This window comes from Paraburkholderia sp. SOS3 (genome assembly GCF_001922345.1).
Lineage (GTDB): Bacteria > Pseudomonadota > Gammaproteobacteria > Burkholderiales > Burkholderiaceae > Paraburkholderia.
On record NZ_CP018812.1, the window covers coordinates 762044 to 776794 of the forward strand.

The 14751-nt window shown below is 60.5% G+C and carries 12 protein-coding genes; 5 read left to right on the forward strand and 7 right to left on the reverse strand.

The window, feature by feature from the left end; translation table 11 throughout:
* Window positions 1-170: 170 nt before the first annotated feature.
* The 3 genes from BTO02_RS34440 to BTO02_RS23430 form a co-directional block, all read right to left on the reverse strand.
* Window positions 171-404 (reverse strand): hypothetical protein, encoded by a 234-nt coding sequence (locus tag BTO02_RS34440; RefSeq protein ID WP_156883957.1) that lies wholly within the window; start codon window positions 402-404, stop codon window positions 171-173.
* Between the two features lie 51 nt (window positions 405-455).
* Window positions 456-1472 carry a ketol-acid reductoisomerase gene (gene ilvC, locus BTO02_RS23425; protein ID WP_075159610.1) on the reverse strand — a complete coding sequence of 339 codons (1017 nt, stop codon included), beginning with the start codon at window positions 1470-1472 and terminating at the stop codon, window positions 456-458.
* 201 nt (window positions 1473-1673) lie between these two features.
* Window positions 1674-2618, reverse strand: coding sequence for an AEC family transporter (locus tag BTO02_RS23430; protein WP_075159611.1), 945 nt, complete (start codon window positions 2616-2618; stop codon window positions 1674-1676).
* Window positions 2619-2981: 363 nt separating this feature from the next.
* On the opposite strand from BTO02_RS23430, the gene BTO02_RS23435 reads away from it, so the two are divergent.
* The gene (locus tag BTO02_RS23435) at window positions 2982-3914 is read left to right on the forward strand and encodes a LysR family transcriptional regulator (protein ID WP_075159612.1); all 933 of its coding nucleotides are present in this window, start codon (window positions 2982-2984) and stop codon (window positions 3912-3914) included.
* 284 nt (window positions 3915-4198) lie between these two features.
* On the opposite strand, the gene BTO02_RS23440 is transcribed toward BTO02_RS23435, so the two are convergent.
* Genes BTO02_RS23440 through BTO02_RS23450 form a run of 3 tightly spaced genes read right to left on the reverse strand, consistent with a single transcriptional unit; the run spans window position 4199 to window position 6437 of the window.
* Window positions 4199-4828 carry a glutathione S-transferase family protein gene (locus BTO02_RS23440; RefSeq protein WP_083615511.1) on the reverse strand — a complete coding sequence of 210 codons (630 nt, stop codon included), beginning with the start codon at window positions 4826-4828 and terminating at the stop codon, window positions 4199-4201.
* Window positions 4829-4842: 14 nt separating this feature from the next.
* Complete coding sequence (locus BTO02_RS23445; RefSeq protein ID WP_075161301.1) at window positions 4843-5721, reverse strand: aromatic ring-hydroxylating oxygenase subunit alpha; 879 nt, start codon at window positions 5719-5721, stop codon at window positions 4843-4845.
* On the reverse strand, window positions 5718-6437 hold the full coding sequence (locus BTO02_RS23450) for a Rieske (2Fe-2S) protein (RefSeq protein WP_075159614.1): 720 nt from the start codon (window positions 6435-6437) through the stop codon (window positions 5718-5720). The genes BTO02_RS23445 and BTO02_RS23450 overlap by 4 nt, the downstream gene beginning before the upstream one ends.
* Window positions 6438-6759: 322 nt before the next feature.
* On the opposite strand from BTO02_RS23450, the gene BTO02_RS23455 reads away from it, so the two are divergent.
* From BTO02_RS23455 to BTO02_RS23470, 4 genes are all read left to right on the forward strand, one after another.
* Window positions 6760-8172, forward strand: a complete 1413-nt coding sequence (locus BTO02_RS23455; RefSeq protein ID WP_075159615.1) for an amidase — start codon at window positions 6760-6762, stop codon at window positions 8170-8172.
* 327 nt (window positions 8173-8499) lie between these two features.
* On the forward strand, window positions 8500-9129 hold the full coding sequence (locus BTO02_RS23460; protein WP_075159616.1) for a cysteine hydrolase family protein: 630 nt from the start codon (window positions 8500-8502) through the stop codon (window positions 9127-9129).
* A 77-nt stretch (window positions 9130-9206) separates the two neighbouring features.
* Window positions 9207-10484: a YbfB/YjiJ family MFS transporter gene (locus BTO02_RS23465; protein ID WP_075159617.1), complete on the forward strand. Its 1278-nt coding sequence runs from the start codon at window positions 9207-9209 to the stop codon at window positions 10482-10484.
* A 406-nt stretch (window positions 10485-10890) separates the two neighbouring features.
* Window positions 10891-12012, forward strand: coding sequence for a beta-propeller fold lactonase family protein (locus BTO02_RS23470; RefSeq protein WP_075159618.1), 1122 nt, complete (start codon window positions 10891-10893; stop codon window positions 12010-12012).
* A 132-nt stretch (window positions 12013-12144) separates the two neighbouring features.
* Here BTO02_RS23470 and BTO02_RS23475 read toward each other — a convergent pair whose 3' ends face one another.
* Complete coding sequence (locus BTO02_RS23475; RefSeq protein WP_083615333.1) at window positions 12145-14574, reverse strand: TonB-dependent receptor domain-containing protein; 2430 nt, start codon at window positions 14572-14574, stop codon at window positions 12145-12147.
* Window positions 14575-14751: the final 177 nt, after the last annotated feature.

Sequence of the window (14751 nt, forward strand, 5' to 3'; positions counted from 1 at the left end):
TCAAGGCATTGGGTGAGAAGGGCAATTACGTCGAACTCGTCGAACTCGTTGAACGCGAAGCGGACATCAGCGCTGGATTCGTTCGAACGGCTATCACGACGTGATCGACCAGTTCCCGAACTGGAGATGGTCAGGCGGCAATCGGCGAACTGGAGCAAGGCTGAGGCGCTTCAAGGTGATAAACGATCTTGCCAAGCCAGCGCGATAGCAAACAAAGCGCAGTTGCGGGCAACGAGACGATGGCGATGGGCGCGTCGGCCGCGCTGAAAGCGGCGAAACGCAGCGGCGTGATCGTCGTCGGCATCGACGGCAGCAACGATGTGCGCGATGCGATCATGCACGACGATATTTGCGCGACGGTGCTGCAACCGGCCGCGCTGGCGGCCACCGAAGCCGTCGACCAAGCCGGCAAAGTCGAAGTTGGGCGATGGCGTACTTCCAGAAGTCGCACGCCGTCAGTTCACGCTTTTATCGACGAGCTTGTTCTTCGCGATCCACGGCATCATCGCGCGCAGCTTCGCACCGACCTGCTCGATCTGGTGCTCGGCCGTCAGACGGCGGCGCGATTGCAGCGTCGGCGCACCGGCGCGGTTTTCGATGATGAAGCTCTTCGCGTATTCGCCCGTCTGGATGTCTTTCAGCACGTCCTTCATCACCTTCTTCGTTTCGTCGGTGATGATGCGCGGGCCCGTCACGTACTCGCCGTACTCGGCGTTGTTCGAGATCGAGTAGTTCATGTTCGCGATGCCGCCTTCGTAGATCAGGTCGACGATCAGCTTCAGTTCATGCAGGCACTCGAAGTACGCCATTTCCGGCGCGTAACCGGCCTCGACCAGCGTCTCGAAGCCGGCCTTGATCAGATCGACCGTGCCGCCGCACAGCACGGCCTGTTCGCCGAACAGGTCGGTTTCGGTTTCTTCGCGGAAGTTCGTCTCGATGATGCCGGCACGGCCGCCGCCGTTCGCCGCCGCATACGACAGCGCGATATCGCGCGCCGCGCCCGATTTGTCCTGCGCAACCGCGACGAGGTGCGGCACGCCGCCGCCTTGCGTGTACGTGCTACGCACCGTGTGACCCGGCGCCTTCGGCGCGATCATGATCACGTCGAGGTCCGCACGCGGAATCACCTGGCCGTAGTGCACGTTGAAGCCGTGTGCGAACGCGAGCGCGGCGCCCTGCTTCGCATTGGCGTGCACTTCGTTCCTGTACACCTCGGCGATCTGCTCGTCGGGCAGCAGCATCATGACGACGTCGGCGCCCTTTACCGCCTCGGCCACTTCCTTCACGGCGAGGCCCGCGTTCTCAGCCTTGCTCCACGAAGCGCCGCCCTTGCGAAGACCGACGGTCACCTTCACGCCGCTTTCTTTCAGGTTCAGCGCGTGCGCATGGCCCTGCGAGCCGTAACCGATGATCGTGACCTGCTTGCCTTTGATCAACGAGAGGCTCGCGTCTTTATCATAGAAAACTCGCATACCATTCCTCGAAAAATGCAAATGTTTAAATCACATAACGCTGACGGGATCGCCTGCGCCACGCCTTCTGCGGTCCGATCGCATCGAGCGGAACGTTACCGCTAAGCCCCAGCGGGTTGGCCGTGTGCCCCGGCCATCCATGTTGCCGGCTCGTTCGCCAGCTCAGTTGCCAATCGGGTTGCCGACTATGGCTCAAAGAAATCAGAACCCGTGCCGCTGCATGATCATCAATAGCAGTGAAAGCGTCACAAGCGAAGCAACCGTGGAATAGAGAATGGTCTGCGACGTCACTTGCGCTTCACGCCGATAGAATTCCGCGAGCATGTACGGCCCGGTGCCCGTAGGCAGGGCCGCAAGCAACACGGCGACGCCTACCGTATCGGTCGGTAATGCGAACGCACGTGACGCCATCCACCACGCGCATGCCGGCTGCACGATCAGCTTGATCGCGGTAAATGCGAACGGGGTGCCGCGTCCGTTGACCGCTGGCCGTTTCTCCGCCAGAAAAAGCCCGAGGCTTATGAGCGCGCAGGGGCTCGCCGCGCCGCCGAGGAGCTTGAGAAATGTCTCGATACTGTGCGGCATCGCCCATTGCGCGCTCGAAACGAGTACGCCAGCGACCGGCGAAACAATCAGCGGATTTTTTGCCAGCGAGCGCAGCACCTTCAAACCGATCTTGTGCGGCGAACGTTCGGTCTGCAATCCGATCTCGATCAGCACGATCGCGAGCGCGAAAAGCACGCACGACACGATGATCGTCGCGATCGTCGTCGGCGTGAGTCCCGCATTGCCGAACACGATCAACGCAAGCGGAAAGCCGATATAGCCGGTATTCGGATTGGACGCCGCGACCGCATCGACGCTTGCGTCGGCTAGATGCCGTCCCTGCGCGAGCCGCACGATCAGCACGCCTAAAAACAGCAAGGCGCATGCAACCGAGAATGTTGCCACGAATCCCGGCTGATCTAGCTGTTGCCACGTGGAATGCGCCATCGAGTCGAACAGCAGCGCGGGCATGGCAAGCCACACGACGAAACGGTTTAGTTCGGCGGCGGCGGTCACGCCAAGCAGATTGCGCCGTCGGCAGACGGCGCCCGCGAAGATCAACGCGAAGACGGGAGTCAAGATTTCGAGCGTAGTCAACATCGGGTTGTACAGATAGGCGAGTTGCCCAATGAGGAGGTTTAGCGGACTGCTCGAACGACATCGCACGGCGTGCACATGCAACCATACGACGGCGCCCGGACAACTCGAGGCTATTACTGCAATCGATGCTCACAAAGATCATTGAGCGCTCCTTGATTAGCGTGGCTGCTGTAGTGATGCGATCTGGACCGGTTCGAGGCAGTATCGACGGCTCCTGCATGAAAATGAAGTGACTTATAGTCATCGTCGCCATAAGCATTCGTTATAGGAGACAGCGATCGCGGATCGGGAAGAATTTAATACTTAGCGTGTAGAAAGCGCCTACAATTGCTTCCGCATAACGAATGGTTATCGGAGTAACGCTTGGACATTCGCGCGTTGCGCTATTTTGCAGAGGTAGTCAATTGCGGCGGCTTTAGTCGCGCTTCCGAGATTCTGCACGTCACTCAACCGGCAATCAGCCGCGCGGTGCGCTTGCTCGAAGAGGAATGCGGGGTTCGACTACTGACCCGCGAGCCAAAGACAGTCAAACTCACTCGCGAAGGCGCCGTAGTCTATCGGCACGCTACCCAGATGCTGCGTCAAGCTCGTCGGCTAACATCGGAACTGACAGATATGAAGTCAGAGCTGAAGGGAGCGTTGCGCCTCGGGTTGCCGCCTCTGGTTGGATCGACGTTCTTTTCCGACACAATCACGCGGTTTCGAAGAGAATATCCCGGCATCGAACTTCAAATTGCGGAGTTTTTCTCAAGCCACCTCGAGCAGGCGCTCGACGACGGAGAGATCGATATTGCGGCGGCGATGCTGCCCGTCGACACGGAACGCTTTGTCCTGCAGCAGTTCGCCGCCGATCGACTGATGTTCGTCGTCAATCCGGGCCACGAAATAAGCACTCATTCAGCAGTCAGAATACTTGCGCTGAAAAACCAGCCGTTAGTCACCTTCACCAAAGACTTCAAGCTGTGCCGGCTGATCGAGGACGCGTGTCGGGCGCAAGGATTCGCCCCCTCGATCGTTGGACGGAGCAGTCACCTTGATTTCGTGCTGGCAATGGTGGCCTCCGGAATGGGTATAACCGTCTTGCCCAGGTCGGTTATCGAGCGGACCAGTGCAGGGCACTTCGTCACGGTACCCATCGTGAAACCCGCTATCCATTTCGAGCTTGCACTCGTGCGACCGCAGGAGAAATACGTTAGCCATGAATGCAGGGCCTGGGTTGAGCTCGCGGCGGATGTCCTCGGATTTGAGATTTCCGACTCCTTCGTGTCCCGGGTCGACCACGAACCACGGCGTTAATATGATACGTCCATCGATAAGCCCGACGTCGGCGGGCGGGACTGCCGCAGCGAAGCAACGCCTCGCGCGATGCATGCCAGTTCAGACTGTGTGCTGTGCAAGGATGTTTCGTGACTCATCCGCTGTACTTCGCGCAACCCTGCCGTATATCCACCAACGGCTGATATCGACACACGCCTGACCACCATCGATCAGAGCCGTTCAGCGGCAACGCGACTTTGCACTGCGGCACTTAAATGAGTTCGTATGACTCTATCGTTTTGTCACCGTCGTCACGATGATCGTCAACGAGGCGGACCCAGAATACCGGGCATCGCGACAAAGCCGTCGAGGTGTCGCATTCGGTCTATCCAGCGGCGAATCGCAGGAAAATCATCGCGAGCAATGCCGCCTTCATGTGAAAGCGCAATGCACGGAAAGCAGGCTATATCGGCAAGCGTCGGCGCTTCGCCGGCCAGCCAGTGCCGCCCTTCGATTTCTCTATCAGCGAGATGATCATCGACAAGCCTGAAAATCGCACGCGCTTCGTGACGCGCGCGTTTAACGTCGAGCACGCACCCGAACACGTCATGTAGCCGCGCGCCCGATGCCGTACGAGTGAGGTCACGCGCGATCGGGAACCATGCGACGACTTGCGCGCGTGCCGCAGGTTGGGCCGGGAACCAGGCTGCGCTCGCGTCGTAGCGACCCGCGAGATATACGAGGATCGCTTCGCTATCGTGCAGTCGCGAGACGCCGTCTTCGAGAACCGGCAACCGCGCCCACACATCGTTCTGTGCGAGCTGCGCCGTTTCATGCTCTCGCCCCGGATAAAAATCGACGGCTACAGTCTCATACTCCACGCGCAGAAAATGCATGAAAAGCCGCAGCTTGTAGCACTGTTCCGAGAGTTCGTAGTTAAAAAGCCTGATCATGAAGGCCATCTCCTTCAACGCGAGGATGTGACTTCCACGCCATAGCTAAGGCGCTTCGTCTTCAGCCATCGCCGGTAGGCCATCGACATCGCATCCGCGCTAGTCGACACTTCGGCGCGCACATCGAGCGGCAACCGCTTCGGCAACTGGTTTTCGAGAATCGGTTTGTCTTGCCCGAAGATGGTGTGCTGGAAGCTTACGAGTTCCGTGTTGTCGTGCTCGTCGTCAAACAGCAGCATCAGAAGATGTGCGCGGCTTTCCACTTCGCTAAGTGGTTGCACGAAGAGCGCGATCACATCGCGCTCCGCAGGCATGCGAGGACTTGTCTTGTAGAGCAGCGCACAGAATGGCTGCGGCACGCGATACGTGTAGTCGACGTCCATGCCCGTGTCTGCGGCCGCGGCCGCGCGGGGCTGCCAGAATGCGCAATCGGTGGCCCAGAGTTCGCCGTTCTCGTCCTCGTGCACCGCGTAGTCTTTTACTTCAGTGTGCGGCTCCTCGCCGAGAATGCCTGCGTGCACATAAGGGAAATGCCCCATATCGAGAAAGTTTTCGATCACGCGAGGCGCCGACGTATGCACGCCGAAGGCGCCGCAATCGATCAAGCGACGGCCCGGCTGCGCATATTGCGGCAGCGTGAAGAGCGCACGTCGTGGTGCGGCGAGCGAGACCCACGTGTAGCCGTAACGGTCGATTGCGCGATAGCGCTGTGGCGCGCCGATGTCGGGCGCGGCGATAGGTTCGCCAGTTGACGGGTCGCGCCACACCGCTAACGGCCGGCCCAACAGACGGGTGCGTAGCGGCGTCACGCCGATGCGAGCGGTAGTCGATACGACGAACCACTCGCCTACGACTGCGGTATCGAGTGCGGCTCGGTGATGCGCATCGCTCATCGTCCGCTCCATACCCGCGCATGTGGCATATCGGCTTCGATCTGCGTGCGCAGTTTTTTGAACTCGCGCGCTGCACGCGACATTGCATCAATGTGCAAAGCGCTACCGGTTTCGTCCAAGGCGTCGATCCACAGATAAACGACGGTTCGCTCGCCGCTCATCGGTTGAAGGAAAAGCACGTGGCGCGCGCCGGACCCGTCGCGCCGTTCCATCATCGCATCGTCCACGCCCACCGCCGCGAAGTGGTTCTGCAGAAACCTGCGCGTGTAGTGAGGCGATCGATAGACGACAAAGCTGCGACAGAACGCACTCGGCATCGACACATCGCCGATACCATTCCACGGCATATCGCCGAGCGTCGCCCAGATCAATCCGCTGTCCTCGCGCGCAGCATAGCTTTTCGCGCATGCGCTTTGCGGCGGCGAAATATCTGGTTTTGCGGGAATGTAAGTGCAGGTGCCGTCTTTGTCGAAGCGCCAGCCGTGGTAGGCGCAACTGAGCGTGTCACCGGCGACATATCCTAAGGAAAGACGCGTGCCGCGGTGCGGGCAACGGTTTTCCCATGCGCGCGCTTCACCGTCCGCGGAGCGCCAAAGTGCGAGTTCCTGACCATTGAGAATCGACTGCACGATGCGCCCCCTGCCGACTTCACGCGAAGCGGCGACGGGATACCAACGAATGTGCGCATCGAAACAGTCGGGCTCTACATCGGTCAATTCATGCTCCCTGCTGGCGCCAAACGCCGTTGCGTGTCAAAGGTTTCGCCACGCATCATTGAACGCGTGTCTGCGCAGATTATTCCGGTTCGAATGCGTGGCGCTGGCCCCGGAACGGTTACGCCGGATAGGTCGACAATTTTTTGAACGTCGCGCTTGCGCGCCGACGCCATCCATTGTGGCCCATTCGAAAGGTGTTGACGAAACGAAGCATAGCGCCTAATCTTGGACCCTAACAAACGTTAGACAGCCTTCAGGACTGGCTTCGCTGGTTACGACTGGCTTCGCTGGTCACTTTTCCGACACTTTCAGGACACGCCTGATGAGCACCGAACTTATTTCCCAAGACGCCACCCGGCTCGCCGAACTGATCCGCAACAAGGACGTCTCGCCGGTAGAAGTCATGCAAGCGCATCTCGCGCGCATCGATGCGTTCGATTCGAAGATCAACGCCATCGTCACGCTCGCCGACGGCGCGATCGAAGCCGCGCGCGTCGCCGAGGCTGCCGTGATGGCCGGTCAGGAACTCGGCCCGCTGCACGGCGTTCCCTTCACCGCGAAGGACTCCATCGATACCGCCGGCGTGCCGACGCAACGTGCCTCGCCCATCTTCAAGGGCCGTGTGCCCGACACCGACGCCACGAGCATTGCTCGCATGAAGAAGGCAGGCGGCATCCTGCTGGCGAAAACCAACCATCCCGAATTTTCGTTCTGGATCGAAACCGATAACCTGCTGTCGGGACGCACGCGTAATCCGTGGAATCTGGATCGCACGCCAGGCGGCTCGAGTGGCGGCGAATCCGCAGCCGTCGCAGCGCTGATGTCGCCGCTCGGTCTCGCAACCGACGTCGCCATTTCGGTGCGCGGCCCGGCAGCGCTAACCGGCGTGGTCGGACTCAAGGCCACCCACGGACGCATTCCGATGACCGGTATCTGGCCACGCGTACCGCGCCGCTTCTGGCACATCGGGCCGATCGCACGCAGCGTTCGCGACATCGCGCTCGCCTATTCGCTGCTGGCCGGCCCTGACGGCGCGGACGGCTTTTCGACGGCGCCGCCCAGCCTCGATGCCGGCGTGGCGTCCAGCCCGGGCCGGCCGATTCGGGTTGGCCTGCTCATCGATGCCTTCGCGCCCGTAGACCCCGACGTCGCCGCTACCGTGCTCGCCTCGGCCGAAGCGCTGAAGAGCCTGGGCATCACCGTCGAGCCGGTGCGCATTCCAGTGCTCGAGCAGATCAACGCGCTCGAGCTGCTCTGGAAGCTTCAGGTCATGGAAACCAAACCCGCCTTCAGGAAAGTAACGGCCGGACACGAAGACAAGATCTTCAAGCACGTCCAGGGCGTCTACGACACGCCGGACACCTCGATCGCCGATTTCGTCGACGCGGAGCAGAAAGCGGAACAGTTGCGCGACGGCTTTGCCGGGTACTTCCAGCAATACGACGCGTTGCTCTGCCCGGTCACGACAGTACCGGCGCACGCACACGACGCTGCGGAGTTCAACATCGACGGCCAGTCGGTGTCGTCGCTGCACGTCATGACCGCGACGGCGCCGCTCAATGTGACCGGGCTTCCGGGCCTGTCGCTGCGTTTCGGCACGAGCCGCGAAGGTCTGCCGGTCGGCGTGCAACTCGTCGCACCGTGGATGGCGGAGTCGACTGTTCTGCACCTCGCCTCGCTGCTCGAAGCCGTAAGCCCGGTGCGCGGACTTCATCCGGACCTGTCGGCTATCTGAGTCGAGCCAGTGATCCGTCCGGCCCCTGAATGACTTGCAATGCGGGCCGGGCGGCACACGAGCGATAAGCCCATAGGGTCACGTAACCGCCTTCGCCAATTCCAGAGATGTCGAATCCAGTCAACACCCAGCGCCGCCGACTGTTGAACAGCACCACAGCCCTCGCCGATCCAAGCTTGCTGGACTCAAGCGGTGCTACAGGTCGTCACGCTATAAACGCAACGAGCGCTGCGTGCTGGTCGGGCGAAATGAAGGTGCTTGCAGGAAACCTAATTGTCTTTATTCACTAACCGTCGTCTGGCGATGGTCTTTTTCACAGGTACTAGCATGTCAAAGCAAGCACCGCGCCGCGCGTTGATTGTCATCGACGTCCAGAATGAGTACGTCACAGGTAACTTCCGCATTGAATATCCGCCTGTCGAGTCCTCATTGCCGAATATCGGCAAGGCGATTGACGCCGCCAACGCACATGGCGTTCCGGTCGTGCTGGTGCAGCACGTCTTGCCGGCTGACGCACCGATATTCGCAAAGGATAGCGATGGCGCGAGATTGCATCCTGTCGTTGCGGACCGCCCTCACGATCACGTGGTGACAAAAGTCTTGCCAAGCGCATTCTCCGGCGCCGGCTTCGACGACTGGCTAAAGGAACACAAGATCGATACTTTGACCGTTATCGGCTACATGACGCAGAACTGCAATGACGCCACGATGCGCGAAGCGATGCACAAGGGCTATGTCGTCGAATTCTTGCCGGATGCGGCCGGCTCGCTGTCGTACAAGAACAAGGCGGGCTACGCGAGCGCCGAGGAGATGCATCGCATTATTAGCGTCATTATGGAGTCGACCTATGCGGCGACGATGTCTACCAAAGAGTGGGTGGAAAATGTGAATAGCCCAACCCCGGTTGCGTGCGACAACATCTACTCCTCGAATCTCCGTGCGCACGGGAAGGTGTGATCGTGATGCGGAGCGCCGCTTCATGGCCGTCGACCGAACTCTGAGGTTTTCTCGCGATTTACTGTTCGGAGCTGACTTTGTCCAAACCCATTTTACCGGCGGCAACGGGCCACCCGAAAGCTGTCTGGCCTTCTATTTTTGCGGGATTCTGCGCGAGTCTGATCGGCATTGGCCTGGCACGTTTTGCTTATACCCCGCTCCTTCCGGTTCTCATTCAGGCGCACTGGTTTGCGGCATCGGATGTCGTGTATCTCGGTGCCGCGAATCTGGCGGGTTACCTCGTCGGGGCTGTACTGGGCCGGCCGCTGGCTGCCGGGCTTGGCAACGTCACCGCGCTGCGCGCGATGAAGGTTCTGGTTACGCTTGCGTTTCTCGCTTGCGCATTCCCCGTCTCTACAAGCTGGTTTTTTATTTGGCGCTTGCTGTCTGGCATCGCCGGCGGAGTCATCATGGTGCTGGTCGCGGCGACCGTTCTTCCGAATGTGCCCGACGACCAGAAAGGTCTGGCGACGGGCGCGGTGTTTCTGGGGCTTGGGTGCGGCATAGCAGCATCCGGCACGATCGTCCCGTTGCTACTGAAGTTCGGTCTACGCGAGACATGGATTGGACTTGCCGCGTTGTCCGCCATCCTGACCGCGGCCAGTTGGCGCGGTTGGCCCAGGCGCGCTGTGCCGGCCACCGGGCAGACCGCGACGACTTTATCGAGCGGTCCGAACGCCTTTATACGAGTCCTTTACTTGCAGTATGCGTTCATGGCGGCGGGCCTGGTGCCGGCCATGATTTTCCTGGTTGACTTCATCGCGCGCGGCCTTGAAAGTGGCGCCGCTCTGGGTTCACGATTCTGGGTGCTTTACGGTGTGGGAGCAATGATCGGCCCGCCGCTGTATGGTGTCTTCGCCGACCGTTTGGGCGCGCGTCGGGCGCTGCGCCTGATTCTATCGGTTCAGGCAATTGCACTGGCTGCGCTTGCGGCGGCCAACAATTACCTGCTAATCGGTTTGCTCACTGTCATGATCGGCAGCTTTCCACCCGGAATCATTCCTCCGGTGCTGGCGAGGGTACGTGAGATCGTGCCGGGTAACGCTGTCCGACAGAACGCCATCTGGAGCCGTGCCACCACTGTGTTCGCCGCGTCTCAGGCCCTCTCCGGATACGCGTCGTCCGCCATCTTTAACAGCTTCGGCGGCAATTACCGGTGTCTGTTTCTGATGAGCGCTGTTGCGATTGCATCAGCGTTGCTTGCGGACTTCGCATCGCTGCGCTGGCGCGTCCGCGAGCCATTGTCGGAAGTGTCGACGTCGACGTGCCCTGAACAACTGGACGGCCCTCGCATGATGGCCGCCGATGCAGTCTAAAAAGAAACGTCAGGTCGAAAACTTCGAGAGGATGCTTTCCGATCTGGACATTGAGCGGTAGAACGACGCTTTTGCTCCATCTTTCCCCTGCTTGCCCAACCCGATGAACGGCATTCCTCGGTCCACGGAGCCAATGCCAGCACTGCTTGTCCGGACGATGGTCCTTTCATCTTAGGACGCGGCGCTTTCAATTCTCCGTTTTGCAGCAGACGCCAGCAAGCGTCGGCGCGGCCGGGGCAACACCATTTTCGCGCGGAATTCGGGAAAAATTCCTGCCCCATTTCGTTGTCAACACACCTTGCAATGCCCAAACTGGTCGAGGGCGTGCGCCGTCGCCTGCATGCTGCTGCGCGTCAATCGGGCCCGCTATGCCCTCGCTCCAAGAACAACTGTCGGAGACATTCAAATGCATCGCACAACAAAAAGCGCGCATGCCGCGCTGTTCGCAGTGACCGCGTTTGCCGCGGCCGCCGCTTACGCCTCCGCGGCGCCGATCGCCTACGTGACGAGCGAGACGAACGGTGTCGGCATTATCGATCTCGGCAACATGTCGCTCGAAAAGACCATCTCGCTCGGCAAGGACGGCCCGCGCGGCCTAAGTCTCACGGCGGACGGAAAGCGTCTTCTCGTGGCGGCCAAGACCGGCGAACTGATTGCCATCGATACGTCGACCGGCAAAGTGGTCGATCGCGTGAAGATCGGCAAAAACCCTGAGTTCGTGCGCGTGCATCGCGGCTACGCCTATGTGACCTACGAACCCGGCGAAAGCGGTCCGCCGCCCGAAGCGCGCCAAGGCGGCGCGAAACCCGGTCAGCCGGCCGCGAAGCCGGAACAACAAGGTGAAAAAGACGCGGCTAAAGGCCACGCCGATGACGACGACGCGAACAGCCCGCCGGCCGAAATCGCCATCGTCGATCTGAAGACGATGAAAGTGCTGCGTTCCGTGAAAAGCGGCCACGAAACCGAGGGCGTCGAATTCTCTCCGGACGGGCACGAGATGCTCGTCACCAACGAAGGCGACGATACGGTGTCGGTCTACCAGACCGGCTCTGGCAAACTGCTGCGTACGCTGAAACTCGATGCCGGCTCGCGGCCGCGCGGCATCAAGAGGTCGCCGGACGGCAAACAGTATGTCGTCACCCTCGAAAACACGAGCAAGTTCGTCGTGCTCGATGCGGCGAGCTTCAAACCTGTGAAAACCGTCGACACGAAGCTTGGGCCCTATGGTGTCGCGTTCGATCCGACCGGCAAGCATCTGCTCGTTGCGGCGGCGCGCGACAAGACGCTGCAGGTGTTCGACGCGAAGACCTACGAGCATGTCGCCGACGTACCGGTCGGGCAGCGCTGCTGGCATTTCAGCTTTACGCCCGATGGCTCGAAACTGATGCTTGCGTGCGGCCGCTCGAATGCGGTTTATGTGCTCGATGCGTCGAATTATCAGACCGTCGGGCAGATCGGCAATCTGCCGCTCGCGTGGGGTATCGTCACGTCGCCGCCGAGCGCGGGGTCGATCGAATCGGCGAGATAAGCAGGCGAGATAAGCAGGCGAAATAAGCAGGCGAAATAAGCAGGCGAAATAGCAGGGGTTTGATTCGCCGCGGGCGGCGTTTTCCTCGCGCCGCCCGTTTCGATTCCATCCGCAGTCCGGCGGGCCGGTCCGTCAATCCCACTGATACCGCATCCCCACCCAGAACCCGCGCGGCGCGCCAAGTCCAAGAAACTGTTCGTTCGTGACGTCGTCCGGCGAGAAAGTGTGGTTCGGCCCGTTGAAGAAATTCTGGCCGAGCACCGCGAACGTCGCATAGCGCTTGTTCAGCAGGTTCTGGATCGAGCCGAATACCTGGAAGTGCTTCGTTACGTTGTACGTCGTGTCGAGATTGATGAGGAAGTAACCGGCAAGCGTGCCGTTCACGTCCGAGTTGTTCTCGTCGCCGCGCGCGAAGATGTTGCTGCGGTAAATCAGGTTCGTCCCGATGTTCCATTGCGGCAGCGCCGCATAGTCGAATCGCACTTTTACCGTGTTGGCCGGAATGCCGGGGATGCGGTCGCCCGAGTGCACCGTGATGTTGCCGTCGGCATCGGCGCTCGAATTGCTCGAACTGCTCTCGGTCCACGTCGAGCGGTAAGTCGCGTTGATGTAGCTATAACTCGCGCTCACGCCGAGCGGCCCCCATTGCGTGCGTGCCGCCAGTTCGAAGCCTTGCCGGCGCGTCTTGCCGACGTTCTGGAAGTATCCGAGCGTGCTCGACGCGCCCTCGCTGCTGATGAACTGGATATCGTCGTCGAGGGTCGTGCTGAATGCGGCAGCGCTCCACTGCGTATTGCTGCCGATGCGACCGCGCGCGCCGACTTCGAATGTCTTCGAGATCACGGGTTTCAGCGACGGATCCGCGATGAAATCGTTAGGCAGCGAGCAAGGCGCCGTCGGGTCCGCGCACGCGAGTTCGATCGACGTCGGCGTGCGCATTCCTTCGTTATAGGTGAAGTATGCGGTGAACGACGACGTCGGGTTCCAGTTGATGCCGACCGCCGGATTGAAGCGCGAGAACGTGTGGTTGCCGTCGAGCAGCGGTTGAATGCCGCTCTCGTCGCCAATCCTGGTGCGAGCCCAGTTATAGCGGCCCGCCAGCGTCAGCGACCATTCGTCGGTGAACGAAAACGTATTGGTAAAGTAAATACCGTAGTTCTCATTGCGCGTTTTCGCATCGGTTTGCTGAACGAATGGACCGTCGCCGATGGTCGCGCGCGTGTCGGTGAAGAACGCGTTCTGCTGCGATTGGGTAAAGTGCGTATTCGCGAGATCGGCCGCCGCGCCGACGGTGAACTGGTTGTTCTTGCCGAAGAGTCTCTGCAGAAATGTCATCTGAACGCTCGCGCCGTAGCTGTCGGTCACGATCGTCGACTGCGCATTCGTTGCCGGCGGTTCGTCGTCGTCTTCAGGATCGAAGTCGTCGTTCACGTTGCTGCTCGTGTTCACGTTGCGGTAGTGCCGGTAGTACGCGTTGCCCGTTATTTCAATGTCGGGCGTGAAATAGTGCGAGCCGTTGATGGTCAGATAGCCGAGCTGGTTTTCGTTCGTGTCCGGAAACGTGTACGCCTGGGACCAGTTGCTGAGGAACGAGCGCGGAATGGTCTGCGAGCCGTTCAGAGTGTTGTCGGCGCCGCCCATCGAAACCGAGACCGTCGTCGACGAATCCATGTAGCGCAGCTTGCCGAACGCCTGGCGCAAGCGGCTCGAATTGTGATCGGCCCAGCCGTCGTCGTTCGTGATGTTGGCGGTGAAGTAGTAGTCGAGCGGCGAATCGCCGATCACGCCGCCTTGCTGGATCTGCGCGAGCTTGCGGCCCCACGAACCGGCCTGGATTTCGGCTTCGCCGCCCGGGTTCGAACGGCCGTTCTTCGTCGTGACCGCGATCGCACCGCCGAGCGTGTTGAGGCCGAAGGTCGGATTCGAGCCTGGAATAACCTGGATGGTCTGGATGGCCGCTTGCGGAATCAGATCCCAGTTCACGACGTCGCCGAACGGCTCGTTCACGCGCACGCCGTCGAGAAACACCGACAGCCCCTGCGGCGTGCCGAGCACCGGCGACGCGGTGAAGCCGCGATAGTTGATGTCGACCTGCCACGGGTTGCCTTGCGCATCGTTGATGTCGACGCTTTGCAGGTTGTTCGAGAAGTAATCGGTTAGCGTATGCGAATTCTGCTGGACGATCTGGCTGCCGCGGACCGTCTGCACATTGGCCGGTACAAGCTGGATCGGCGTACCGAGGCCGACGAGCGGCGTCGTGCCGATCACGAGGATGTTCGGGAGCACCGTGTCCTGATCGGAAGCCCGCGTGTTTTGCGGTGTCTGCTGTGGCGAATTCCCGGCTGCATTATCCGGTGCTGGCTCCGTTTGCGCGGCGGGCGCCCCCTCGGCCTGCTCCGCAATTTGTCCGCTAGCAGCCGGATCGGCCGCGCGAGGTGCGTTTTCTGTCTGTGCCCACGCAGACGTCGCCAGGGCGGTCAGCACGGCAGCAACGGAGAGCCGCAGCGCAACTCGGGGTTTTAACGTCTGCACGCACCGCTTTTTGCGTGGCATGGTTCTCATTGTCAGCGTCTCCCTATGCTTTTCTTGTGCGCAAGTGGTGAAGATCGGTTGCACCCGCATCTATATTGCGTCGGCGTGGGCAGCGCGATTCGCTTGCATCAAGCGTCGCATAGCCGCGTACCGAAGCACACAGGAGGATTTCCCGAAACTTTCAGGAACCCTTCCTGAACCTGCGGA